We start from the raw sequence: 25945 nt of genomic DNA, 5'->3' as shown, positions 1-25945 counted from the left end.
CATGGCTGTTTACGCTCTCGGCGACCGCACGCCCGACATTCACCCCACCGCCTATGTGCACCCCGACGCGGTGGTCATCGGCAACGTCACCCTCGGCGCTCACGCCTCGGTGTGGCCGACTGCGGTGCTGCGGGCCGACTACGGCCGGATCGTCGTCGGTGAAGAGACCAACATCCAGGACGGCACCATCATCCACTGCACCGCGATCGACGACACGATCCTCGGCGCACGGTGCGTGGTCGGGCACAACACCCATATCGAGGGCGCCACGATCGGCGACGGTGCTCTGATCGGGTCGGGTTCGCTCGTGCTCAACGGATCGACCATCGGTGAGGGCGCGCAGGTTGCAGCCGGTGCCCTGATCCCGCCGCGCTTCGAGCTTCCGGCGCGGCGGATGGCGATGGGGATCCCCGCGAAGATCCGTGAAGGATTCGAGTTGCCCGAGGGGCACTTCGACGCGAACGCGAAGATGTACGCCGCGAACGCAGACTATTACCGCACCGCCCTGCGCCGTATCGACTGAGTGAGTCTCGATCGAACCCACCAGGGCCGTATCGACAGAAGACCGACCGGAGGAGTTTCCGACGTGAGCGAGCAGACGACCGAGCGGGCACCGAAGCCTCTGTCCGAGATCGTCGACCCGGGCTGGGCAGAGGCTCTCGCACCCGTCGCCGACGACATCACCGCGATGGGTGCGTTCCTCAGGGCGGAGATCGCAGCCGGCCGCAGGTACCTACCCGCGGGCGAGAACGTTCTGCGTGCGTTCACCCACCCGTTCGACCGCGTGCGGGTGCTGATCGTCGGCCAGGACCCGTACCCGACGCCCGGCCACGCGGTCGGACTGAGCTTCTCCGTGGCACCGGACGTGCGGCCCATTCCGCGCAGTCTCGCCAACATCTACCGCGAGTACGGCGAAGACCTGGGACTGCCACAGCCCACCAATGGCGATCTCACGCCCTGGTCGCAACAAGGTGTGTTGTTGCTGAACAGGGTGCTCACCGTGCAACCGGGTGAACCGGCATCGCATCGGCGTAAAGGGTGGGAGGGCGTCACCGAACAGGCGATTCGAGCGCTGGTCACGCGGGGGACGCCGCTCGTGGCGATTCTGTGGGGCCGCGACGCAGCCACCCTGCGCCCGATGCTCGGCGACATTCCGACTGTCGAGTCTGCGCACCCGTCGCCGCTGTCGGCGTCGCGCGGATTCTTCGGATCGAAACCTTTCAGCCGCGCGAACGCGTTGCTGGTGGAGCAGGGTGGCGAGCCGGTGGACTGGCGTCTGCCCTAGTACTTGGTCCAGCAGCACCTGGTCCAGCGGCTCGCGGCGATCACTGCTGGTCGGCGCCCGCGCCCAGTGACCAGTCGGGGCGGCGTTTCTCGACGAACGCGTTCACACCTTCGATGCCTGTGGGGGTGGTCGATGCGGCAGAGATCGATGCGGCCTCGGCGTCCATCTGTTCGGACAGCGACCGATGCACGGAGTCGTTCACCAGACGGTGGATGCCCGCGTAGGCCGCGGTCGGGCCGTGCGCCAGGGTGCGCGCGATCCGCAGGGCCTCGCCCTGGATCTCGTCGTCGCCGACGATCCGGCTGAGCAATCCGAGCCTGACACCTTCCTCCGCGCTGATCACAGCGTCGGTGATGATGAGTTCGCGTGCGCGGGCGAGCCCCACGACGCGCGGCAGAGTCCACGACATACCGCCGTCAGGGGTGAACCCGATCGACGGGTAGGCGGCCCGCATCTTCGTTCCAGGACCCGCGAACGCAATGTCTGCGTGCAGCACGATGCTCATGCCCGCGCCTGCCGCCCAGCCGTGCACTGCAGCGACGACAGGAACTGCGATGGCGTCGAGTGCGCGAACGAAATCGTGGAACAGGTTCGCGATGTCGAACAGGTGGGCGCTGCGGTCTTCCGCCGCGGCGAAGCCGCGGACGTTTCCACCCGCGCAGAAGTTCGCGCCCTCGCCGACGAGCAGGACTGCGCCGATCTCGGGACCGGCCGAACGCAGGGCGTCGATGCCCTGTCGCATGCCATCGGGGGACAACGACGTGCCGTGTTCGGCGGTGGCCACGGCGATCCGCAGCACACCGTCCTCCACGCGTACGAGGGACTGTAGGTTATCGGTCACCGTCGCACCATATCGGTATCGGTGACCGAACGATCAAGGCCCCCGGTGCATTACGCACCGAGGGCCTTGATCTACATCTCGACCGGGATCAGCCGCGAGCAACCTTTCCTGCCTTCAGGCAGGAGGTGCACACGTTCATCTTGCGGGTGTTGCCCGGTGCAACCTGAGCGCGGACGCTCTGGATGTTCGGGTTCCAGCGACGGTTGGTACGCCGGTGCGAGTGCGAGACCGACTTCCCGAAGCCGGGGCCCTTGGCGCATACGTCGCAGACGGCAGCCATGTCGCGAACTCCTTGTGTCTAGTGGATATCTTCTGTCTGTGCATGCTTCAGACACGGGGATCGTCGTCACCCGTGTCAGGCAACCGGACCAGCTTAGCTAACCGGAGAGCGTAAGACCAAACCGGACGCGTGAACGCGGCGCAGTTAGGCTTTCCACGAGTGTACGAGGGCGCAGGAAAAGAGGGTGATCGGGTGCTCGAAGTCGGTGAGGGCGTCGACGGTCGAGCGTTGCGCCGGTGGGTTGATCTCGGTCTGACGACCCTCGAGGAACGCCGCCACGAGATCAACACCCTCAATGTCTTCCCGGTCCCGGATGGAGACACCGGCACCAACCTGCTCGCCACCTTGCGCGCCGCCGCCGACGAACTCGGCGGACCCGTCGACGGGGCACTCACGGTGGGTGCTGTCGCCGAGGCACTCGCACGCGGTGCGTTCGTGGGAGCTCGCGGCAACTCCGGGGTGATCCTTGCGCAGGGCCTGCGAGGCGTTGCGGACTCGATCGCGGGACTGAGCACCGTCGACGGCCGCGACTTCGCTCGCGCTCTGGACAGGGCGGCCACGACCGTGACCGGCGCACTGAGTACCCCCGCGGAGGGCACTGTCGTCACCGTACTGCGCGCCGCCGCAGACGGAGCAGGACGCGCTGCAGCCGAGACGACGTCGTTGAAGGTCGCTGTCGGGGCTGCCGCCGACGCCGCGGCGACCGCCCTCGAGGTCACACCGGAACAACTCGAGGTTCTTGCTGCGGCCGGAGTCGTCGACGCCGGCGGTCTCGGCCTGCTGATCCTGCTCGACTGCCTGGTCGAAATCGTGTCGGGACAACGCCCCGACCGTCACCTACGCCTCACCAGCACTCCAGTCCCCGACACCGGTGATCAGGACGTCCCGGAGCACGACGCTGCCGAACACGACGTCGAGTCGCAGGACTACGAGGTCATGTACATCGTCGACGGGTCCGATCGCGCGCGGATCGCGGTGCTCCGGGCCCAGCTCGACGAACTGGGCGACTCGGTTGCGATCGTGGGGGACGGCTCTGCAGGATGGTCGGTCCACGTGCACTGCTGTGACGCCGGTGCTGCGATCGAGGCGGGTATCGCGGCGGGCAGGCTGCGCCGCATCGCGATCACCTGCTTCACGCTGGAAGCAGACCGTGTCCAGCAGTGCGTCACGAGTGCCCCGCGTGCTTCGGCGTCCGCCTCCGGCCGCGCGGTCCTCGCAATCGCCTCGGGTGCCGGCGCCGAGGGATTGTTCGACGCCGAGGGCGCTACCGTCCTCACTGCAGAGACAGCCGTCGACCCCCGTCTGCTGCTCGACGCGATCCGCTCGTTGCCGAGCACGGACGTCCTCGTCCTGCCCAACGGGTGGGTGTCCGAGCAGGACGTCGTCGCAGTGGGTGCGCAGGCCCGAGACGGTCAACGCGAGGTGATGTTCCTACCGTGTTCCTCGATGGTCCAGGGATTGGCGTCCCTCGCAGTGCACGACGCGGGACGCGCGACCGTCGACGACGCGTTCGCGATGTCGGAAGCGGCCGCCGCGACCCGCTGGGGATCATTGCGATACGCCACCGAACGTGCCTTGACCTGGGTCGGGACGTGCGAACCGGGCGACAGTCTCGGGCTCGCAGGTCGAGATGTCGTAGTCATCGAGCATGATCTTGTGGCAGCGGGTGTGTCGCTGCTCGACAAGATCCTCGCTGCGGGCGGTGAGCTCGTGACGATGCTCGTCGGCGACGGCGCCCCCGACGGTCTCGCCGAACAACTGACCCGCCACCTCGACGACCGCCACCCCGAACTCGAGGTCGTGGTGTACCAGGGGGGCCAGCGCAGCGACCTGCTGCAGCTCGGCGTCGAGTAGCCGGTGACCTCGGACGGGTCACCGCACGGAACGGAAGGGACGGCAGTGGCGACACTCGCGGACCGCCTCGATCATCTCCTCGGCCGGAAAACCGCCGACAAGCTGTCCGAAGCGTTCGGGATGACCACCGTGGAAGACCTGCTGCGGCACTACCCGCACCGCTACGCCACCCAGGGCGCCGAGCTCGGCGACACCCAACCGGCCGAGGGCGAGCACGTGACGATCATCGCCCGCGTGGAGAAGGCCGACGAGGTGCGGATGAAAAGCCGGCCCGGCACACGGCTGGCCGTGGTGCTGGTGTCCGACCGCCACAAGATCGACGTCACCTTCTTCAATCCGCACAAGGTGAAATACAACATCAAGCCCGGTGTGCGCGGCATGTTCTCGGGAACCGTGAAGTACTTCCGCGACAAGTGGAGCCTGGCGCATCCGAGCTACGTGATCCTGCCCGAACCGCGCGACCCGGAGGTCGGCGGCGCCGCAGCCGCACCGGTACGTGTCCGCGGAGCCGGTGCCTTGGCGGGATTGGCGCGCAGCGCCCAAGGCAGCGACGGCATCGACATGTCGATCTTCGATCGCGCCTTGATCCCGATGTATCCGGCCACCCGCGACGTGGAGTCGTGGACCGTGATGCGATGTGTCCGGCAAGTCCTCGATCAGCTCGACTCGGTCGACGACCCCCTCCCGGACGGGGTGCGCATCGAACATTCCCTGATCGGACTCGACGAAGCCCTGCGGACCATCCACATGCCCGATACCAAGGACGACGTCACCCGCGCGCGGGAACGGTTGAGGTTCGACGAGGCCGCCGCGGTGCAGCTGGTGATGGCGCGCCGGCGCCACGACGTCGAGGTACGCAGCGCGCCGAACTGTCCACGTCGGGCCGATGCGCTCGCCGACGAGTTCGATCGCCGGTTGCCGTTCGAGCTGACCGAGGGTCAGCTGTCTGTGGCGGCGGAGATCTCCGCGGACCTGTCGCAGCAGCACCCGATGAACCGATTGCTGCAGGGCGAAGTGGGTTCCGGCAAGACGATCGTGGCGTTGCGCGCGATGCTGCAGGTGATCGATGCCGGTCACCAGTGCGCGCTGCTCGCTCCCACCGAGGTCCTCGCAGCCCAGCATGCACGCTCACTCACCGCAATGCTCGGCGACCTCGCGGCCGCTGGTGAACTCGGCGCCCACGACCTCGCCACCCGCATCACGCTCCTGACCGGATCGATGAAGACAGCGCAGAAGCGGCAGGCACTGAACGAGGCGATGACCGGCGACGCCGGCATCGTGATCGGCACCCACGCCCTGATCGAGGACAACGTCAGCTTCTTCGATCTCGGATTGGTCGTGATCGATGAACAGCACAGGTTCGGTGTGGAGCAACGCGACAAGTTGCGTTCCCGCGGCCGCGACGGATCGGCCCCACACGTGCTGGTGATGACTGCGACGCCGATCCCACGCACCATCGCAATGACGGTGCTCGGCGACCTCGAGGTGTCGACGCTGCGTCAGCTACCGAAGGGGCGTTCCCCGATCGTCAGCCGTGTCGTGGCAGCGAAAGCCCATCCGACGTGGGTCGACCGGGCGTGGGAACGCATTCGTGAAGAGGTGGCGGAAGGCCGCCAGGCGTACGTCGTGTGTTCGCGGATCGGCGACGGAGAGGCCGACGACGACGCTGCTTTCGATCCCGCAGCCTTCGAGCTTCTCGACGAGTCCGCCACCGGGAAGAAGGGCAAGCAGAAGACGCCCGACACGAAATCGGTGCTTCAGCAGTTCGACGAACTGGCCTCGGGTCCACTGGCCGATCTGCGTGTCGGGTTGCTGCACGGGCGGCTTCCCAGCGACGAGAAGGACGCCGTGATGCGCGACTTCGGGGAAGGCGACATCGACGTACTTGTGTGCACCACGGTCGTCGAGGTCGGAGTCGACGTACCGAATGCGACGGTGATGGTGATCGTCGATGCCGACCGGTTCGGGGTCAGTCAGCTCCATCAGCTTCGTGGCCGAGTCGGCCGAGGTGGTCATCAGGGGCTGTGCCTGCTCATCACCGACACCAGGCCTGGAGGCCCGACGATGACCAGGTTGGAGGCGGTCGCCGGCACGGCCGACGGATTCGAACTCGCCCAACTCGACCTGCAGCTGCGTCGTGAAGGCGACGTGCTCGGTGTCGCTCAGTCCGGAACGGTGTCGACTCTGCGTCTGCTGTCGCTCGTCGACGACGTCGAGGTGATCGCCGCTGCTCAGCGTTTCGCTCGGGAGATCACGGAGAAAGACCCGGAACTGAAGCAACATCCGGGACTCGCGAGCATGATGGACGCCGCGCTCGATACCAGGAAGGCCGAATACCTCGAGAAATCGTGATCGATGCCGGTAGCGGTCATTCGCGCAGCGTGTAGGTCAAGACGGCGTTGCCCTGGCCGGTGATCCTGCTGTCCACCAGGTTCAGCCTCGTCAGCGGAACGGACTCGTCGAACAGTCGTCGGCCTTCGTTCGTCGCTGCGGGGTGGACGGTCAGCGTCAGTGCGTCGACGACACCGGCGAGGAACAGCGAACGGATGGTCTCGATGCCCCCGGCCACGGTGATGCCACCCGAGCCGTCCTGCTGAAGTGCTCTGACGTACTCGACCGGGTCGCCGGTGATCACGGTGCTGTTCCATCCGAGCGGTACCCCGTCGCCTCGCTCGCTGTCCAGGGTGCTCGTGACGACGTGCTTACCGACGGGGTTGATGAACGAGCCGAACGGATCGTCGGCGCCCGGCCAGTACTCCGACCACTCCTGCCAGAGTTTCCGGCCGATGACGACATCTGTCACCCCGTCCAGCGATTCGGCCATCAACTCGCCCTCCTCGGGGCCGAAGGCGTCGAACTGGAACTTGTCGGGCGACTCGACGACGCCGTTGACGGAGCTGAACAGATGCGCGGTGGTCCTGCGGGGCATGAGCGTTGTCCTTTCTGCGATGTGCAACTCCAGGGTTTTGTCCCCAGTGTCTCGGTCCCCAGTGTCTCGGATCGACGACTCGCGGTTACAGAAACCGACCGCGCCGACCGAGAAAATTCATCGGTGCATGTTTCGAGCCCGACCGGCTCCCCGGCGCGGTGTTACGGCCCTGCGACCGCGCAGGTTTCGTGTGTGTTACCTGGTGGACGACTGCATCGTTACAGTTCCGGCGGAACGCAGCAGCGTCTCGAGATGTGGAATCCCGGGGGAGGAAGTGCTGTTGGGGCGCGGTACCGTCGTGCAATGTTCTCCAAAGTGCTTGTCGCCAACCGAGGCGAGATCGCAATCCGCGCGTTTCGTGCTGCCTACGAACTGGGTGCAGAGACAGTTGCGGTGTTTCCGTACGAAGACCGCAAATCCCTGCATCGTCTGAAGGCCGACGAGGCCTACCAGATCGGTGAAGAAGGTCACCCGGTTCGGGCCTACCTGTCGGTGGACGAGATCGTGAATGCGGCCTCGTCGGTGGGTGCCGACGCCATCTACCCCGGTTACGGCTTCCTGTCGGAGAATCCGGACCTCGCCGCGGCATGCGATCGTGCGGGCATCACGTTCGTCGGTCCGTCGACCGAGATCTTGGAGCTGACCGGAAACAAGGCACGCGCGATCGCGGCTGCGAAGGCAGCGGGTCTGCCGGTGCTGGCATCGTCGGAGCCGTCCGCCGACATCGACGAGCTCATCGCGGCGTCGGAGAAGATGACGTTCCCGGTGTTCGTCAAGGCCGTCGCAGGTGGCGGTGGCCGCGGAATGCGCCGAGTCGCCGAGCCGGCACAGCTGCGCGAATCCATCGAGGCGGCATCCCGCGAGGCGGACGCGGCATTCGGTGATCCGACGGTCTTCCTCGAGCAGGCAGTGGTCAACCCTCGTCACATCGAGGTGCAGATCCTGGCCGACAAGCACGGCAATGTCGTCCACCTGTACGAGCGGGACTGCTCTGTGCAGCGCCGACACCAGAAGGTCATCGAGCTCGCGCCCGCCCCGAACCTGGACCCGGAGCTCCGCGACCGGATCTGCGCAGACGCCGTCGCGTTCGCCGAGCAGATCGGCTACCAGTGTGCGGGTACGGTCGAGTTCCTCCTCGACGAACGTGGCAAGCACGTGTTCATCGAGATGAACCCGCGCATCCAGGTCGAGCACACGGTGACCGAGGAGATCACCGATGTGGACCTGGTGCAGGCGCAGCTGCGGATCGCATCGGGTGAGTCCTTGGCCGATCTGGGCCTGAGCCAGGACACGATCCGTATCCACGGTGCGGCTCTGCAGTGCCGTATCACCACAGAGGATCCGGCCAACGGCTTCCGCCCCGACACCGGCCGGATCACCGGCTACCGCACCCCCGGTGGTGCGGGTATCCGCCTCGACGGTGGCACCTCGGTCGGCGCAGAGATCTCGGCGCACTTCGACTCGATGCTGGTCAAGCTCACGTGCCGTGGCCGTGACCTCGAGGCAGCCGTCGCCCGTGCCCGTCGCGCGGTGACCGAGTTCCGTATTCGCGGTGTCTCTACGAACATCCCGTTCCTGCAGGCCGTGCTCGACGACGAGGATTTCCGCGCGGGTCGGGTGACGACGTCGTTCATCGAGGAACGTCCGCACCTGCTGACGCTGCGACGATCGGCCGACCGCGGCACGAAGATCCTCGAGTACCTCGCCGATGTCACCGTCAACAAGCCGCACGGTGAGCGGGTCGCGACGGTGTACCCGCACGACAAGCTTCCTGCGATCGACCTGTCGGCGCCTCCGGCTCCCGGGTCGCGGCAGCGTCTGCTCGAACTCGGACCCGAGGGCTTCGCGCGGGCACTGCGCGAGCAGAAGAGTGTCGGTGTCACCGACACGACGTTCCGCGACGCGCACCAGTCGCTGCTCGCGACGCGCGTGCGTAGCAAGGATCTGCTCACGGTGGCGGGCCACGTCGCCCGCATGACACCGGAACTGCTGTCGATCGAGGCGTGGGGTGGCGCGACCTACGACGTGGCGCTGCGCTTCCTGCACGAGGACCCGTGGGAGCGGCTCGCGGCGCTGCGCGAGGCGATCCCGAACATCAACCTGCAGATGCTGCTACGAGGCCGCAACACCGTCGGATACACCCCGTACCCGGAAGCCGTGACCCGCGCGTTCGTGCAGGAGGCCGCCGACACCGGCATCGATATCTTCCGCATCTTCGACGCGCTCAACAATGTCGATCAGATGCGTCCGGCGATCGACGCGGTCCGCGAGACGGGAACCACGCTCGCCGAGGTGGCCCTCTCCTACACGGGCGACCTGTCGAACCCGAACGAGACGCTCTACACGCTCGACTACTACCTGAAGCTGGCCGAGCAGATCGTCGATGCCGGCGCGCATATCATCGCGATCAAGGACATGGCAGGTCTGCTCCGTGCGCCCGCCGCGGCCACCCTGGTCAAGGCGCTGCGCAGCAACTTCGATCTGCCGGTGCATGTGCACACTCACGACACCCCCGGTGGTCAGCTCGCGACATATGTCGCGGCATGGCACGCGGGAGCCGACGCCGTCGACGGTGCATCGGCGGCGCTCGCGGGTACCACCAGTCAGCCGGCGCTGTCGGCGATCGTCGCGGCGGCGGCGCACAGCGAATTCGACACCGGCCTGGACCTGCAGGCAGTGTGCGATCTCGAGCCGTACTGGGAGGCCCTGCGCCGCGTGTACGCGCCGTTCGAGTCGGGTCTGCCCGCGCCGACCGGCCGTGTCTACACGCACGAGATTCCGGGCGGACAGTTGTCGAACCTCCGCCAGCAGGCGATCGCGCTCGGCCTCGGCGACCGGTTCGAGGACGTCGAGGCCGCCTACGCCGGCGCGGATCGACTGCTGGGCCGGTTGATCAAGGTGACGCCGTCGTCGAAGGTGGTCGGTGACCTCGCCCTGCACCTGGTCGGTGCGGGCGTGTCGGTCGACGAGTTCGCCGCAGAACCCGGAAAGTTCGACATCCCGGATTCGGTCATCGGATTCCTGCGTGGCGACCTCGGGACGCCGGCCGGTGGCTGGCCGGAGCCGTTCCGGTCCAAGGCGCTTTCCGGGCGCAAGGACCCGAAGCCCGAGACGCCGCTGACCGCCGACGAGGAAAAGGGCCTGGCCGGGTCGTCTCTCGAGCGTCGTCGGACTCTCAACCGGTTGTTGTTCGCCGGTCCTGCCCGCGAGTTCGAGCAGCATCGCGAGCAGTACGGCGACACCAGCGAGCTGTCGGCGAACCAGTTCTTCTACGGGCTGCGGCACGGCGAGGAACACCGGGTCCGGCTCGGCAAGGGCGTCGAGCTGCTCATCGGACTCGAGGCGATCTCCGATGCGGACGAGCGCGGTTTCCGTACCGTGATGTGCCTGCTCAACGGCCAGCTTCGCCCGGTGTCGGTGCGTGACCGGTCGATCGCGAGCGAAGTTCCGGCCGCGGAGAAGGCGGACCGCAACGATCCGGGGCACGTCGCGGCTCCGTTCGCGGGCACGGTCACGCTCGTCGTGTCCGAGGGCGACAAGGTCGCTGCCGGCGACACGGTGGCCACGATCGAGGCGATGAAGATGGAAGCGGCCATCACCGCGCCTCGTGGCGGACTGATCACGCGTATCGCTGCCGGTCCGGTACAGCAGGTCGAAGGCGGAGATCTGCTCGTGGTGGTGGCGACGGAGGACAGCGCCGAGTGACACGGATTGTCGCTGGTCGAGCCGGGGGGCGGCGCCTTGCGGTGCCGCCCCGCGGTACTCGCCCGACATCCGAGCGGGTCCGAGAGGCACTGTTCAGTTCGCTCGACGCACGGATGGATCTCGACGGGGCCACAGTGCTGGACCTCTATGCCGGGTCCGGCGCACTGGGCCTCGAAGCACTGTCCCGAGGGGCCTCGCACGCGATGCTCGTCGAATCGGACGCGAAAGCGTCCGCGGTGATCCGAGAGAACATCTCCTCCGTCGGACTGACCGGTGCGGTGCTTCGCTCCGCGCCGGTCGCCGCAGTCCTCGCGGGGGGTGCAGACCGCGAATACGACGTCGTCTTCGCGGATCCTCCGTACGCGATCGCGGAGAACGCGGTGTGGGATGTGCTCACCGCGCTCCTCGAGCACCGTTGGGTGGGTGAGGACTCGATCGTGGTACTCGAACGCTCCACCCGGGCACCGGAAACTGCGTGGCCCACCGGTTTCGGCGTCGATCGGATCCGTAAGTACGGTGAGACGCGCGTGGAGATCGCGGCCTGTTACGGTGCTGACTCATGAGCCGCGCGGTATGCCCAGGATCCTTCGACCCGGTCACCAACGGACACCTCGATGTCATCGCCCGTACTGCGGTGCAATTCGACGAGGTCGTGGTCACCGTCGTGATCAACCCCAACAAGCAGGGCATGTTCACGGTGCCCGAACGCCTCGAGATGCTCGCTGATGCCACCGCGCATCTCGGCAACGTGCGCGTCGATTCGTGGCAGGGCCTGCTCGTCGACTACGCGACCGCCAATGGGATCTCCGCGATCGTCAAGGGGCTGCGCGGCGCCAACGACTTCGACTACGAGCTGCAGATGGCGCAGATGAACCACAAGCTCACGGGCGTCGACACCCTGTTCGTGGCCACGAACCCCGTCTACAGTTACTTGTCGAGTTCGCTCGTCAAGGAGGTCGCCACCTACGGCGGCGATGTCTCCGACATGTTGCCCGAGGCCGTGCACAAGCGGCTCCTCGCGCGTCTCGCCGAACGGGCCGCCGACAAGTAACTGCGCTCACACCACCGAACCGTGATCCGACACACCGGCGCGTGGGCCGGAGCCGGAGCCCGAGCTGCGGCAGACTGGACACGGCGCGGTCGCACCGGCCGGGTCGACGGATCAGGATTGGGGTTGGCGTGTACCGGGTATTCGAGGCACTCGACGAACTTGTCGCGATCACCGAAGAGGCACGAAGCGTTCCCATGACGGCGAGTTGCGTGGTCCCGCGCGGCGATGTGCTCGAACTTCTCGACGATGTGAGGGACGCTCTTCCCGCCGAACTGGACGACGCTCAGGACGTTCTCGATCACCGCGACAAGCTGGTCGGCGACGCACGGGCTCTGGCGGACAAAACGGTCGGTGACGCAGACGACGAGGCGCGCACACTGATCGAGGATGCGCGAGCCGACGCCGACCGTATGCTGTCCGATGCGAAGGCGCAGGCAGATCGCATGGTGGCGGAAGCGCGCGCACATGCGGACGAGCTTGTCGCCGATGCGCAGGCGGAGGCAGACGGTCTCATCGCCGACGGCAAGCGGCAGTACGACGCTGTCACCGGTCGGGCCAGGTCCGAGGCGGATCGCATGATCGAGGCCGGCAAGGCCGCGTACGACAGATCCGTCGCTGACGGGGAGGCCGAGCAGGCACGGCTGGTATCTCAGACCGAGGTCGTGCAGTCCGCGCACGCGGAGTCGGCGCGCGTCATCGATGGTGCCCATGCCGAATCCGACCGGCTGCGCACCGAGTGCGACGAGTACGTCGACGGCAAGCTTGCCGAGTTCGAGGAAGTCCTCGACACGACTTTGCGTTCGGTCGGTCGTGGCCGTCAGCAGTTGAGGACGTCGGGCAGGCCGGACTATGCCGAGGCGGACCATCGCGCAGGGTGGCGTCGGTGAACCGTCGGGTGTGGTGAAGCACTGTATTTTCGTGAATCGTAGGGGCATCGCGTACCATAGAGCGGTTGCCCAGTGAATTCGCACTGTCTTCTATTCGAAAGTGAGATCGACGTGTCTACCCACCGCTCCGGTACGCGGCATCCCGAACGGGAAGCCGGTCTCGTGCTGGATACGCTCTCGCTGGGGCGTCGTCCCGGGTCGATGCGTACGGTGCAGCAGCACATCGCGTCTCCGTCGCGCATCGGACTCGAGATGATCGCGATCCGTGAAGGCGGCGACATCGACCTCGACCTTCGGTTGGAGTCGGTGTCGGAGGGTGTTCTGGTGACCGGTACAGTTCGTGCCGACACCGTCGGTGAATGCTCTCGATGCCTCGAGCCGTTCACGGGCGAGGTGAGTTTGTACCTCACCGAACTGTTCGCCTACCCGAACAGCGTGACCGACCAGACCACGCAGGAAGACGAGGTCTATCGGATCGAAGACGATCTGATAGATCTCGAGCCTGCGATCGTCGACGCGGTCGGATTGGAACTTCCGCTACGTCCGTTGTGCACCGACGACTGCGCGGGACTGTGCGCGGAATGCGGCATTCGCCTGGCGATTGCGGAATCCGGGCACGGACATGAAATACTGGATCCTCGCTGGGCTGGGTTGGCAGCCGCGTTCGGCGCAGGCTCCGAAGAATCCAGCAGTGCATCCGACAGCAAGAACAACGAGGAGAAGTAGACGTGGCCGTCCCCAAGCGCAGAATGTCGCGTTCCAACACCCGGTCGCGGCGCAGCCAGTGGAACACCACTGCGCCGACGCTCGTCACCTGCCCGAACCGCGGCTGCGGTGAGAAGAAGCTGCCGCATGTGGCGTGCCCGTCGTGTGGCACCTACAACGGCCGTCAGGTGACCGCGCCCGTCTGATCGGTACCTACGTGACGACCAAGTCGATCGATACCGCACCCGAGGGCGGCGAGGGAGAACATGCGTCTCTCCTCGCCGCCCTCGGTGTCGCGGTGGCCCCTGACCTGCTGACCCTGGCATTGACTCACCGCTCGTACGCGTACGAGAAGGGTGGTCTGCCGACCAACGAACGACTCGAGTTCCTCGGCGATGCCGTGCTGGGTCTGTCCGTGACGGAATACCTGTATCTGACCCACCCGGACAAACCCGAAGGTGAACTCGCGAAGATCCGCGCGAGCGTGGTCAACATGCACGCGCTCGCAGAAGTGGCGCGCGGGCTCGGTGACGGTGGACTGGGCGTACACCTCCTGCTCGGCAAGGGTGAGGAGATGACCGGCGGTCGCGACAAGGCGAGCATCCTCGCCGACGGAATGGAGTCGTTGCTCGGAGCGGTCCACCTGCAGCACGGCATCGAAGTCTCCCGCGAGGTGGTCCTGCGTCTGTTCGCCGAACTGCTCGACCGTGGCCCACGTCTGGGCGCCGGCTTGGACTGGAAGACGAGCCTGCAGGAACTCACGGCCGAACGCGGGGCCGGTGTTCCCGTCTACGAGATCACCGCGACCGGTCCCGACCACGACAAGGAATTCACTGCTACCGCTCTCGTGGCAGGAAAGCCGTATGGTGTCGGCGTGGGACGGACGAAGAAGGAAGCCGAGCAGAAGGCCGCCTCCACCGCGTGGCAGCTGTTGTCGGGCGAGGCCGACGAGAACTCCGATACCTCGACCGAGAAGAACTGATCCTGCTGTGCCCGAACTCCCCGAGGTCGAAGTCGTTCGACGTGGGCTCACCACCCACGTCCTGGGCGCCACGATGGAGTCCGTCGAGGTCCTGCACCCGAGGGCGGCGCGGCGTCACGAACCCGGACCGCGTGATCTCGCGCTTCAGCTGACCGGACAGACCGTTTCCGCCGTCGAACGACGAGGCAAGTACCTCTGGCTCGTCCTCGAACCGACTGACCTGGCGGTGGTTGTGCACCTCGGGATGAGCGGTCAGATGCTCGTGCAGCCGCCCACGGTTGCGGACGAGAAGCACCTGCGGATCCGCGCTGTGCTCGACAGCGGAGCCGACCTGCGTTTCGTCGACCAGCGCACTTTCGGAGGATGGGCACTCGCACCGCTCGTCGAGGTCGACGGTGATCGCTTGCCGCTGCCCGTCGCGCACATCGCACGGGATCCGATGGACCCGCGATTCGATCCGTCCACGGTGGTCAAGGTCTTGCGCAGCAAGCACACCGAGATCAAACGCGCACTGCTCGACCAGACGATCGTCTCCGGTATCGGCAACATCTACGCGGACGAAGCACTGTGGCGTGCGCAGATCCACGGCAACCGGCCGACCGACAAACTGACCGGCCCGAAACTGCGTGCTGTGCTCGCTGCCGCCCACGACGTGATGGCGGAAGCGCTCGATCAGGGCGGCACGTCGTTCGATGCGCTGTACGTGAACGTCAACGGTGAGTCGGGCTATTTCGAGCGTTCCTTGAACGCGTATGGCCAGGAAGACAGGCCGTGCCGACGATGCGGCGCACCGATCCGCCGCGAGAGATTCATGAATCGCTCGTCCTTCTCGTGCCCGCGGTGCCAGCCCAGGCCGCGCAGTATCCGAGACGGCGCGACCGCCGGAGTGTGAGACGCTCTGCGCCGGGTGTCGGCAGCACATGGCAGGATTTCCTGCATGGCTGACCAGAACTCCGCGACCACACCCACCGAACTGTGGGTCGAACGCACCGGCACCCGCCGTTACACGGGCCGCAGCTCACGCGGCGCCGAGGTGCTCATCGGCTCCGAGACCGTCGATGGTGTCTTCACCCCCGGCGAGCTGTTGAAGATCGCCCTTGCCGCATGTTCCGGTATGAGCTCCGATTTCCCCGTGTCACGGCGGCTCGGCGACGACTACGACGCGACGATCAAGGTGTCCGGCGCAGCCGATCGCGAGAACGAGGTCTACCCGCACCTCGAGGAAGAACTGATCCTCGACCTCTCCGAACTCGACGCCGAAGCCCAGCAGCGACTCGTCGCGCTCGTCGAGCGATCCGTCGACAAGGTCTGCACCGTCGGCCGCACGCTGAAGGCCGGCACGAAGGTGTCGTTGACCATCATCGCCGACGCCTAGAGGAGCGCTGTGGCATCGGAACATCCCGACGACACCGAACGCCTGACGGCCTGGGTGCACGGCAGAGTCCAGGGTGTCGGCTTCCGCTGGTTCACTCGAGCCCGGGCGCTCGAGCTCGGACTCGTCGGCCATGCCACCAACCAAGCGGACGGTCGGGTACTCGTCATTGCCGAGGGCCCGCGTCACGCCCTCGAGATGCTGCTCGACTGGTTGCGCTCCGACGTGACACCGGGGGAGGTGCGACTCGTGGTCGAGAGTTGGGAACCGGCACGCGGGGACCTCACCGGATTCGTCGAGCGCTGACGTCCCGGTAAGGTTTTTCCTCATGCATCTCAAGAGTCTGACACTGAAGGGCTTCAAGTCCTTCGCTTCGTCGACGACTCTGCGCTTCGAGCCCGGCATCACCTGTGTCGTCGGGCCCAACGGCTCGGGTAAGTCCAATGTGGTCGATGCTCTCACCTGGGTGATGGGGGAGCAGGGAGCCAAAGCGCTTCGTGGCGGGAAGATGCAGGACGTCATCTTCGCGGGTACCGCGGGACGCCCTCCGCTCGGTCGCGCCGAGGTGACACTGACGATCGACAACTCGGACGGGGCCCTTCCGATCGAGTACTCGGAGGTATCCGTCACGCGGCGCATGTTCCGCGACGGCGCCGGCGAGTACGAGATCAACGGCAATTCGTGCCGCCTGATGGATGTGCAGGAACTCCTTTCCGATTCCGGTATCGGCCGCGAAATGCACGTGATCGTCGGGCAGGGGCGTCTTGCTGCGATCCTCGAATCTCGCCCGGAAGACCGGCGGGCGTTCATCGAAGAAGCTGCCGGGGTGCTCAAGCACCGCCGTCGCAAGGAGAAGGCGGTCCGCAAACTCGACTCGATGCAGGCCAATCTCGCTCGGCTGACCGACCTCACTGCCGAACTGCGCCGCCAGCTCAAACCACTCGGACGGCAGGCCGAGGTCGCGCGCCGCGCTCAGACCGTGCAGGCCGACCTTCGTGATGCGCGGCTGCGCCTGGCTGCCGACGATCTCGTCGCTCGTCGCGCCGAATTCGTGGGCCAGGACGAGCAGGAACAAGTCCTGCGCGAGCGCCTGGACCACGTCAATGTGATGCTCGACGAGGCCACCGCCGACCTCGCCCGCCACGAACAGGCTCTTGCCCAACTCACCCCGGGCGCCGAAGCGGCCTCCCAGACCTGGTTCCGGCTCTCCGCCCTTGCCGAACGCGTGTCCGCAACGGTGCGGATCGCGCAGGAACGCGCCCGCCACCTCGACGCAGAACCCGAGGCCCGCGCCGGGCAGGACCCAGACGAGATGGAAGCACGTGCCGACCGGATCGCCGCCGAAGAAGCCGAACTGATCGAGGCCGTCGAGATCGCGCACGGCACCCTCGAAGCGGCGAAGGAACAACTCATCTCGCAGGAGGAACACGCGGCAGCGGCCGAACGGGCGCACATGGCGGCAGTCCGCGCCATCGCGGACCGCCGCGAGGGACTCGCTCGCCTCACCGGCCAGGTCGACACCGTCCGGACCCGCACGGATTCGATCGACGGCGAGATCACACGCCTCACTGTTGCGATCGAGGAGGCCCGTCGCCGCGGAGTCGACGCGCAGGCGGAGTTCGAAACCGCGCAGGGCCGCATCGACGATCTCGATGCGGGGGAGATCGACGCAGACGCCCAACATGAGCGGGCCGTCGAGGCGGCCCGCATCGCCGACCAACGCGTAGAGGAACTCCAGAACGCCGAACGCGCTGCGGGTAAGGAGGTCGCTTCGCTCGGCGCTCGCATCGAGGCGTTGTCAATGGGCCTCGAGCGCAAGGACGGTGCTGCATGGCTACTCGAGCACCACACGGACTCCGGTGTGCTGGGTCCGCTCGCAGACCGTCTGCGTGTCGAACCCGGTTTCGAGGCGGCAGTCGCCGCCGCACTCGGACCCGCCTCCGACGCCCTCACTGTCACGTCGGTGGCCGCAGCGAATTCGCTGGCCACTGCGCTCGTCGACGCCGACCAGGGCAGGGTTGCGTTCCTCGCGGTCGGGGCCGCCGCGCCCGACGAGTCCGGGTCGCTGCCCGCGGACGCTCGGTGGGTACGCGACGTGGTCGTATGCCCCGATGATCTGCGCGGCGGCCTCGATGCGATCCTCGCCGGAATCGTTGTGGTCGACGACCTCGCGGCCGCTGCGACGGTGTGCTCGCAGCGACCGGATCTGCGTGGGGTCACCCGTCGCGGCGACCTCACCGGTTCCGGATGGGTCGTCGGAGGCTCCGATCGTGCGCCGAGCACACTCGAGATCCAAGCGGCGATCGATTCCTCACGGGAGGGGCTCGAGGCAGCGGAGCGTCGCTCGGAAGAACTTGCCGCAGCGCTGACCGGTGCCGCCGAGGAACAGAAGGCGCGCGCCGAATATGTCGAGCAGACACTCGCGGCCCTCAACGAATCCGACGCGGCGATGTCGGCGGTCTACGAACATCTCGGACGTCTCGGCCAGGCGGCTCGCAACGCGCACGCCGAATCCGAACGCCTCGTCACGCAGCGTGCGGCAGCGGAGAAGGAACGCGATGCGGCCCGGGAGAAGCTCGTCGAACTCGAAGAGCGCTTGCGGCTCGCGGAGGACGAGCAGGAGAGCACCGGCGACGGTGCCGGCACCGAATCGACCGCCGCCGAGCGTGAGATGGCCGCGGCGGCCCTCGCCGAGGTGCGTGCCGTCGAGATGGAGGCCCGGCTCGCGGCGCGTACCGCGGAAGAACGCGCCGAATCGCTGCGCGGCAAGGCCGACTCGCTACGCCGCGCTGCACAGGCCGAACGTGAAGCGCGGGCGCGCGCCGAGCGGGCGCGCGCGACCCGTCGGCAGGCTGCTGCGGTGGCTGCGGCGGTCGCTGCGGCCGGTGCCCGCGTGACCGGGGAACTCGAGACCGCGGTCGCCACCGCGCACGCGCACCGGGAGGAACTGACCCGTCGCCGCACCGAATGCACCGAGCAACTCGACCGGGCCAAGGAACTTGTCCGCGAATTCTCCAGGCAGCGCGACCAGCTCACCGACGCCGTGCACCGCGACGAGGTGGCACGGGCGCAGGCCGCGCTGCGTATCGAACAGCTCGAGCAGACGATTCTCGAGCAGTTCAGCATCGCGCTCGACGACCTCGTCGCCGAGTACGGCCCCGACGTCCCGCTCCCGCCGACCGAACTCGAAATCGCCGAGTACGAGCAGGCACGCGAACGTGGCGAGCAGGTGGTCGCCCCGCAGCCTCAACCCTACGATCGCGCGACGCAGGAACGCCGCGCGAAGCGTGCCCAGAAGGATCTCTCGACGCTCGGCAAGGTCAACCCGCTCGCTCTCGAGGAGTTCGCTGCCCTCGAGGAGCGGTACAACTTTCTCGCGACGCAACTCGAGGACGTCAAGAACGCCCGCAAGGATCTGCTGGCCGTGGTCGACGAGGTCGATGCGCGGATTCTGCAGGTGTTCACCGAGGCCTACGCCGACGTCGAGCGCGAGTTCGAGCAGGTATTCGCAAAGTTGTTCCCCGGCGGTGAAGGCCGACTCGTCCTCACCGACCCGAAGGACATGCTCACGACGGGCATCGAGGTGGAGGCCCGGCCCCCGGGTAAGAAGGTCAAGCGGTTGTCGCTGCTGTCCGGTGGTGAGAAGTCACTGACTGCCGTCGCGATGCTCGTGGCGATCTTCCGCGCCCGGCCGTCCCCGTTCTACGTTATGGACGAGGTGGAGGCAGCGCTCGACGACACGAACCTGAGAAGGCTGATCGGGTTGTTCGAGCAGCTGCGCGAGAAATCTCAGCTGATCGTCATCACCCACCAGAAACCGACGATGGAGGTTGCCGACGCGCTGTACGGCGTCAGCATGCGCGGTGACGGCATCACCCGCGTGATCTCCCAGCGTCTGCGTGGTCAGAATGTCACGACACCCGTCCCTGAACCGGAGGATGAGCTCCAAGCCTGACAGTATGGGTGCGTGAGTACCGGAGCTTGGATAATCATCGCGGCCGCCCTCGCGGTTGTTCTCGTCGCGCTCGTCGTGGGTCTGACGCTCTATCGGCGACGGCAGGTGTCGCTGACGGCGAAGGAGGAGACCCGCCGGCTCGACACCGCGGAAGCCGAGGATCGCTCGGGCGGTTACAAGGCGCAGAGCGGATTCAGTTTCAGTCAGGGAACGACTGCGGCTGCGCCGCCGCAACCGGTCGAACGGCCGACCCCGAAACCCGCGCCGGCCCCGGCTCCGGAGCCTCGCACCGTGCCGTTGCCCGAGGAGGTCACCGAGGCGCCGCCCACCCCGCGGACCCCGGTGGCGCCGCCGAGCGAGCCGAAGCCTGCAGAGCCTGAGCCCGTCGAACCGGAGGCCTCGCCCGGTCCGCCCGTCGCAGAACCTGAGCCTGCAGAGCCGGAAAGCGCGCCCGAGGTCATTGCTGCGCCCGACGTGATCCCCGAGCCCGAGGTAGCCCCCGAGCCCGAGGTGGCCCCCGAGACAGCGGAGCCCGAGGCGCCTGTCGACGCTGCGCCGACGCCGGTTGCGTCCGTCGAAGCCGTGCCTGCCCCCGCGCCCGTCGAAACACCCGCTGCACCAGCGCTCGACGAGATCGAGCCGACATCGGGACGACTCGTCCGCCTTCGGGGGCGGCTGGCCCGCTCGCAGAATGCTGTGGGCAAGAGTCTGCTCGGCCTGCTCGGCGGCGGCGATCTGGACGAGGATTCGTGGGAGGAGATCGAGGACACACTCCTGATCGCCGATCTCGGTTCCGCCACCACCGCGAAGATCGTGGACCGGCTGCGAGAGGAGATGGCAGCGAGCAACATCCGGTCCGAGGCCGATGCGCGCGCGGTGCTCCGCAAGGTCCTCGTCGACGAACTGCGACCCGACCTCGACCGTTCCATCCGTGCCCTGCCGCACGACAACCTTCCGTCGGTCCTGCTCGTCGTCGGCGTCAACGGCACGGGCAAGACGACCACGACCGGCAAACTTGCCCGTGTCCTCGTCGCAGACGGACGTCGAGTCCTGCTCGGTGCCGCCGACACCTTCCGTGCCGCTGCGGCAGATCAGCTCCAGACCTGGGCCGAGCGTGTAGGCGCCGAGGTGGTGCGCGGCAAGGAAGCAGCCGACCCCGCAGCAGTCGCGTTCGACTCCGTCGCGAAGGGCATCGACAACGGTGTGGATGCAGTTCTCATCGACACCGCAGGCCGACTGCACACGAAGACCGGCCTGATGGACGAGCTGGGCAAGGTCAAGCGTGTGGTCGAGAAGAAGGCCGCCGTCGATGAGGTTCTGCTGGTGCTCGACGCCACCATCGGCCAGAACGGGCTCATGCAGGCCCGCGTGTTTGCCGAGGTCGTCGACATCACCGGTGTGGTGCTGACGAAGCTGGACGGCACCGCAAAGGGTGGAATCGTCTTCCAGGTGCAACACGAGCTCGGCGTTCCGGTCAAGCTCGTCGGTCTGGGTGAGGGCGCGGACGACCTCGCCCCCTTCGAACCGGGTGCGTTCGTCGACGCGCTGCTGGGCTGACCTCTACGATCGATCGACTCGAGGCCGCTTCCGCTACGGCGGGGCGGCCTTGTCGCTTCCCGATGCAGGCTCGGCCGTGAAACATGAACGAAACACCGCCCCGCCGCGCGTTCACGCCGTCGAAACAGGACGGCGCTTCTGCTGAAACATCTCCGCAGGAAGCTTTCCCCAACGACGCGCTCATCGGCGCGGACAACTGGGAGGTGTGCAAGTGGAGGAAGTGGTGAATACCGGCGACGCCGCATGGATGCTCATGGCGGCATCGCTCGTGCTGCTGATGACACCGGGTCTGGCGTTCTTCTACGGCGGCATGTCACGCGCCAAGTCGGTCCTGAACATGATGATGATGTCGTTCGGCGCGATGGCGCTGATCGCCGTGATCTACGTGCTGTGGGGCTGGTCGATGTCGTACGGCTCCGAGAGCATCGGCGGCATCTTCGCGAATCCGTTCGAGCTGTTCGGTTTGCAGGGCGCAATCTACGACGACGAAGGTGGCTTCCTGCCGGGACTGGGCAACTACCCGCAGGTCATCGATATCGGGTTCCAGGTCACGTTCGCGATCATCACCACGGCGCTCATCAGCGGTGCACTTGCCGAGCGCGTGAAGTTCGGCACGTGGATGGTGTTCGTCGGAGTCTGGGTGACCCTCGCGTACTTCCCGCTCGCCCACATGGTGTGGGGTGGCGGCCTGCTCTCCGGCTCCGAGGACAGCATCGCTGCGATGCTGTTCGGCACCGTCGACGACGGTGAAGGCGGACTCACCGCAGCAGTCCATCCGATCGACTTCGCAGGCGGCACGGTGGTCCATATCAACGCCGGTATTGCCGCGCTGGTCCTCGCGCTCATCGTCGGCAAGCGCACTGGCTTCGGTAAGACCGCGTTCCGCCCGCACAATCTCCCGTTCGTGATGCTCGGCGCCGCGCTGTTGTGGTTCGGCTGGTTCGGGTTCAACGGTGGATCCGCATTCGCTGCCGACGGTGTGGCCGGCCTGGCGTGGCTCAACACCACTGTGGCCACCGCCGCCGCAATCCTCGGCTGGCTCGCGACCGAGCGCGTCCGGGACGGTAAGGCCACCAGCCTCGGCGCCGCATCGGGTGCCGTTGCCGGTCTGGTCGCCGTCACGCCCGCGGCCGGTTCCCTCAGCCCCGTCGGGTCCATCGTCCTCGGTGTTGTCGCAGGTATCCTCTCGGCCCTCGCAGTCGGGCTGAAGTACAAGTTCGGCTACGACGACTCGCTCGACGTCGTGGGCGTGCACCTCGTGTCCGGTCTCTGGGGCACGGTCGCCATCGGCCTACTCGGCACCGAGACCGGCCTGTTCTACGGAGGCGACTACAAGCAGCTCGTCATCCAGATCGTGATCGCCCTGGTCGCCCTGGTGTTCACTGCCATCGTCACCGCCGTGATCGCCCTCGCTCTGCGGCCCCTGGGCTGGCGCGTCTCGCCCGAGGACGAAGCTCGCGGAATCGACGAGACCGAGCACGCGGAATCCGCATACGACTTCGCCACTGCACTGAAGTAATACTTCAGCTCGTCACTGAAGTAACAGTTCACCTCGTCGCTGAGGTGGAAAGTGGACGAAGATAGCGGGCAAGGATTACGCGGACACCAACGACAAACGTCCGGTGGGCACCGGGAAGGGATGAGAAATGAAGTTGATCACGGCAATCGTGAAGCCGTTCACGCTCGAGGACGTCAAGGCAGGGCTCGAACAGGCCGGGGTACTCGGAATGACCGTGAGCGAAGTGCAGGGCTACGGACGCCAGAAGGGCCACACCGAGGTGTACCGGGGAGCCGAGTACTCGGTCGACTTCGTGCCGAAGGTGCGCGTCGAGGTCGTCGTCGACGACTCCGTGGTGGACAAGGTGGTCGACACGATCGTCGAGGCCTCACGCACTGGAAAGATCGGTGACGGCAAGGTGTGGGTCACCCCGGTGGAATCGGTGATTCGAGTCCGCACCGGAGAACGAGGTACGGATGCACTCTGACCCCCGAGGGGCAGAGAACCGAGGCCCAGGACACGCTGCTCACGCAGCGGGTCGTGGGCCTTCGGCCTCTTCGACCCCGGCCACGGCGACGGACCTCTCGGCGGCCCGGGACGCACTCGTCTCCAGCTCAGGCCGAACTCGTCGCCTCGATACGCAAGCGCTGCGCGACGCGCTCGTCGACCTGTTCGATTTCTGGTTGACCACCGAGGGTTCCGACCTCGGCATCAGACCGGACAGCGGGTTCGCTCTCGTCGCGGTCGGGGGCCTCGGCCGGCGTGAGATGCTGCCGCATTCCGATCTCGATCTCATCCTGCTCCACGACAACATCGATCCGGAGACGGTGTCGTCGGTGGCGGACCGGCTGTGGTACCCGCTGTGGGACGCACATATCCGGCTCGATCACAGCGTCCGGACGGTCCCGCAGGCTCTGCAGGTGGCTTCCGGGGACCTTCCCGCGGCGCTCGGGATGCTCGAAGCCCGACACATCGCCGGCGACCAGGAACTGAGCAATTTGCTCATCGGTGGCGTGCGCAGACAGTGGCGCACCGGGATACGGAACCGCTTCGACGAGCTGATCGAGATGACGGAAGCACGGTGGGAGCGGTCCGGCCAGATCGCGCACCGCGCCGAGCCCGATCTCAAGAGCGGTCGAGGAGGATTGCGGGACGTCCAACTGCTCAACGCGTTGTCCGTCGCGCAGCTCACCGACGGCATGCCGGGCCTCGGACCGGACGCGCCCGGGGGTGGACTCGCGGCAGCCCACCGTCACCTCCTCGATGTTCGCACCGAACTGCACCGCGTTGCGGGTCGCGGCCGCGATCAACTGCAGGCTCAGGACGCCGACGAGATCGGCGCTGCACTGCGTATCGGCGACCGTTTCGACCTGGCACGTCTGCTCACGGAGGCCGCGCGCACGATCAGCTATTCCGTCGAGGTCGGTGTACGCACCGCCGGGAACTCTCTGCCGCGTAAGGGCCTGTCGCGACTACGGCGTGGACCGGTGCGACACCCCCTCGACGAGGGCGTCGTCGAGCACGGCGGCGAGGTCGCGCTGGCCCGCGATGCGCAGCCGAGCAAGGACCCGGGCCTGATCAACAGGGTGGCGGCGGCAGCCGCGCGATCGGGGCTACCGATCTCCGCGGCGACGTTGACCCGGCTGTCGGATCACGCACCGGAACTGCGGGAGCCGTGGCCCCGGCAGGCACTCGACGACCTGATCGTGCTGCTCGCGTCAGGACCTGCTGCCGTCGACGTCGTGGAGGCTCTCGATCGCACCGGATTGTGGGGACGCCTGTTGCCCGAGTGGGGAGCGGTCCGCGACCTACCCCCGCGCGACGCCGTTCACACCTGGACCGTCGATCGCCATCTGGTGGAAACCGCAGTGCACGCGAGTGCACTCACCACGCGGGTATCGCGTCCTGATCTGCTGCTCCTCGGAGCGCTCCTCCACGACATCGGCAAGGGCCGCGGCGGCGACCACAGTGTGGTCGGTGCCGAGGTCGCCGACCAGATCGGAACGCGCATGGGCTTGTGGCCGTCCGATCTGGCGGTGCTCACGGCGATGGTCCGGCATCACCTGTTGCTCCCTCACACGGCGACCCGTCGCGACCTGGACGATCCGGCAACCGTCGCGTCGGTGGTGAACACATTGGGCGGCGACCCACTGCTCCTCGAACTGCTGCACGCGCTCGCGGAAGCAGATTCGCAGGCCACCGGACCCGGTGTGTGGGGTGAGTGGAAAGCGTCGCTCATCCGGGAACTGGTGCGACGCTGCCGGCTGATGATGGCAGGGGAGGACCTTCCTGCCCCGGCCCCGATCGACCCCGAACTCGCGCAACTCGCCGAGGACGGAACCATGCATGTCTCGCTCGACCCGCGGCCCGACGGTCGCGGCTACACCGCGACGGTGGTGGCTCCGGACGAGCCCGGCGTGTTGTCCGACACCGCGGGAGTGCTGGCTCTGCACGGGCTGAGGGTGCAGTCGGCCTCCATCGGTGCCCATGCGGGAAGCACGGTCAATACGTTCGTCGTGGTGCCACGGTTCGGTGCGCCGCCCGCGGCGGGTCTGCTGCGGCAGGAATTCGTACGCGCCCGGTCCGGTGATCTGGATCTGCTTGCGGAACTCGAGGCGAAGGATCGTGCGGCGCGCGAGTCCGCACCGTCGGCACGTCCCGAGCGCGCGGTGCCCGGCACGTACTCGCAGGCCCCACCACGCCTGATCTGGCTCGACACGACGGATCCGGGACAGGTTGTGCTGGAGGTCCGAGCGGAGGACCGAGTCGGGATGCTCTGTCGCCTCGCCGGCGTGTTCGAGGACCTCGGGGCCGACGTGCGGTGGGCGACGGTGACGACGATCGGATCTACCGTGGTCGACTCGTTCTGCGTCGATCTGTCCACCGCCGGAACGAGGGCGTCACGGGAACGGCTCGAGCAGGCTCTGCTGGCCGTCCTTCCCACCCCCGAGCCGAAGAACCCCCCCACTGCGTCGTGAGGTGACTCGCGATCCGGGGCCTCCTGCGGCATGTCGGTCGGCCGGACGGCCCCACCCCCGGTTGCG

The 25945-nt window shown here is 67.0% G+C and carries 22 protein-coding genes; 19 read left to right on the top strand and 3 right to left on the bottom strand.

Features of this window, described 5'->3' with window-relative positions; translation table 11 throughout:
- Position 1 precedes the first annotated feature (1 nt).
- Both Q7514_RS03315 and Q7514_RS03310 read left to right on the top strand, forming a co-directional pair.
- Positions 2–523, top strand: a complete 522-nt coding sequence (locus Q7514_RS03315; RefSeq protein ID WP_330131803.1) for a gamma carbonic anhydrase family protein — start codon at positions 2–4, stop codon at positions 521–523.
- 63 nt (positions 524–586) lie between these two features.
- A complete protein-coding gene (locus Q7514_RS03310) occupies positions 587–1285 on the top strand; it encodes a uracil-DNA glycosylase (RefSeq protein ID WP_330131802.1) in 699 nt (232 codons plus the stop codon).
- Positions 1286–1325: 40 nt separating this feature from the next.
- Here the strand turns inward: Q7514_RS03310 and Q7514_RS03305 are convergent, their stop codons facing one another.
- Positions 1326–2126 carry an enoyl-CoA hydratase/isomerase family protein gene (locus Q7514_RS03305; protein WP_330131801.1) on the bottom strand — a complete coding sequence of 267 codons (801 nt, stop codon included), beginning with the start codon at positions 2124–2126 and terminating at the stop codon, positions 1326–1328.
- A gap of 88 nt (positions 2127–2214) precedes the next feature.
- Positions 2215–2406, bottom strand: a complete 192-nt coding sequence (gene rpmB / locus Q7514_RS03300) for a 50S ribosomal protein L28 (RefSeq protein WP_054720034.1) — start codon at positions 2404–2406, stop codon at positions 2215–2217.
- A gap of 192 nt (positions 2407–2598) precedes the next feature.
- On the opposite strand from rpmB, the gene Q7514_RS03295 reads away from it, so the two are divergent.
- Complete coding sequence (locus tag Q7514_RS03295) at positions 2599–4260, top strand: DAK2 domain-containing protein (RefSeq protein WP_330132010.1); 1662 nt, start codon at positions 2599–2601, stop codon at positions 4258–4260.
- A 45-nt stretch (positions 4261–4305) separates the two neighbouring features.
- Positions 4306–6612 carry an ATP-dependent DNA helicase RecG gene (gene recG, locus Q7514_RS03290; protein WP_330131800.1) on the top strand — a complete coding sequence of 769 codons (2307 nt, stop codon included), beginning with the start codon at positions 4306–4308 and terminating at the stop codon, positions 6610–6612.
- Positions 6613–6628: 16 nt separating this feature from the next.
- On the opposite strand, the gene Q7514_RS03285 is transcribed toward recG, so the two are convergent.
- Positions 6629–7189, bottom strand: a complete 561-nt coding sequence (locus Q7514_RS03285; protein WP_330131799.1) for a dihydrofolate reductase family protein — start codon at positions 7187–7189, stop codon at positions 6629–6631.
- A gap of 303 nt (positions 7190–7492) precedes the next feature.
- Here Q7514_RS03285 and Q7514_RS03280 point away from each other — a divergent pair, with 303 nt between their 5' ends.
- The 15 genes from Q7514_RS03280 (at position 7493) to Q7514_RS03210 (ending at position 25879) form a co-directional block, all read left to right on the top strand.
- The gene (locus Q7514_RS03280) at positions 7493–10894 is read left to right on the top strand and encodes a pyruvate carboxylase (RefSeq protein WP_330131798.1); all 3402 of its coding nucleotides are present in this window, start codon (positions 7493–7495) and stop codon (positions 10892–10894) included.
- Complete coding sequence (rsmD, locus tag Q7514_RS03275; protein WP_330131797.1) at positions 10891–11457, top strand: 16S rRNA (guanine(966)-N(2))-methyltransferase RsmD; 567 nt, start codon at positions 10891–10893, stop codon at positions 11455–11457. The genes Q7514_RS03280 and rsmD overlap by 4 nt, the downstream gene beginning before the upstream one ends.
- Positions 11454–11945 carry a pantetheine-phosphate adenylyltransferase gene (gene coaD, locus Q7514_RS03270; protein WP_054716847.1) on the top strand — a complete coding sequence of 164 codons (492 nt, stop codon included), beginning with the start codon at positions 11454–11456 and terminating at the stop codon, positions 11943–11945. The genes rsmD and coaD overlap by 4 nt, the downstream gene beginning before the upstream one ends.
- Positions 11946–12073: 128 nt before the next feature.
- On the top strand, positions 12074–12832 hold the full coding sequence (locus Q7514_RS03265) for a DivIVA domain-containing protein (RefSeq protein WP_132470596.1): 759 nt from the start codon (positions 12074–12076) through the stop codon (positions 12830–12832).
- Between the two features lie 162 nt (positions 12833–12994).
- Positions 12995–13558 carry a YceD family protein gene (locus Q7514_RS03260; protein WP_330132009.1) on the top strand — a complete coding sequence of 188 codons (564 nt, stop codon included), beginning with the start codon at positions 12995–12997 and terminating at the stop codon, positions 13556–13558.
- 2 nt (positions 13559–13560) lie between these two features.
- Positions 13561–13743, top strand: a complete 183-nt coding sequence (rpmF, locus tag Q7514_RS03255) for a 50S ribosomal protein L32 (RefSeq protein WP_006551208.1) — start codon at positions 13561–13563, stop codon at positions 13741–13743.
- 11 nt (positions 13744–13754) lie between these two features.
- Positions 13755–14519 (top strand): ribonuclease III, encoded by a 765-nt coding sequence (gene rnc / locus Q7514_RS03250; protein WP_330131796.1) that lies wholly within the window; start codon positions 13755–13757, stop codon positions 14517–14519.
- A 7-nt stretch (positions 14520–14526) separates the two neighbouring features.
- Positions 14527–15411 carry a bifunctional DNA-formamidopyrimidine glycosylase/DNA-(apurinic or apyrimidinic site) lyase gene (mutM, locus tag Q7514_RS03245; RefSeq protein ID WP_330131795.1) on the top strand — a complete coding sequence of 295 codons (885 nt, stop codon included), beginning with the start codon at positions 14527–14529 and terminating at the stop codon, positions 15409–15411.
- A gap of 45 nt (positions 15412–15456) precedes the next feature.
- Complete coding sequence (locus Q7514_RS03240; RefSeq protein ID WP_330131794.1) at positions 15457–15894, top strand: OsmC family protein; 438 nt, start codon at positions 15457–15459, stop codon at positions 15892–15894.
- 42 nt (positions 15895–15936) lie between these two features.
- Complete coding sequence (locus tag Q7514_RS03235; protein ID WP_330132008.1) at positions 15937–16197, top strand: acylphosphatase; 261 nt, start codon at positions 15937–15939, stop codon at positions 16195–16197.
- 22 nt (positions 16198–16219) lie between these two features.
- Positions 16220–19846, top strand: coding sequence for a chromosome segregation protein SMC (gene smc / locus Q7514_RS03230; RefSeq protein WP_330131793.1), 3627 nt, complete (start codon positions 16220–16222; stop codon positions 19844–19846).
- A gap of 12 nt (positions 19847–19858) precedes the next feature.
- Positions 19859–21403 carry a signal recognition particle-docking protein FtsY gene (gene ftsY, locus Q7514_RS03225; protein WP_330131792.1) on the top strand — a complete coding sequence of 515 codons (1545 nt, stop codon included), beginning with the start codon at positions 19859–19861 and terminating at the stop codon, positions 21401–21403.
- A gap of 211 nt (positions 21404–21614) precedes the next feature.
- Positions 21615–22922, top strand: coding sequence for an ammonium transporter (locus Q7514_RS03220; RefSeq protein WP_330131791.1), 1308 nt, complete (start codon positions 21615–21617; stop codon positions 22920–22922).
- Positions 22923–23049: 127 nt separating this feature from the next.
- The gene (locus Q7514_RS03215) at positions 23050–23388 is read left to right on the top strand and encodes a P-II family nitrogen regulator (protein WP_054717737.1); all 339 of its coding nucleotides are present in this window, start codon (positions 23050–23052) and stop codon (positions 23386–23388) included.
- A complete protein-coding gene (locus tag Q7514_RS03210) occupies positions 23378–25879 on the top strand; it encodes a [protein-PII] uridylyltransferase (RefSeq protein WP_330131790.1) in 2502 nt (833 codons plus the stop codon). Before Q7514_RS03215 ends, Q7514_RS03210 begins: the two co-directional genes overlap by 11 nt.
- Positions 25880–25945 lie beyond the last annotated feature (66 nt).

The organism is Rhodococcus artemisiae, from assembly GCF_036327795.1.
Lineage (GTDB): Bacteria > Actinomycetota > Actinomycetes > Mycobacteriales > Mycobacteriaceae > Rhodococcus > Rhodococcus artemisiae.
The sequence above is the reverse complement of the archived record's forward strand: the minus strand, read 5'-3'. Positions and strand labels throughout refer to the sequence as shown.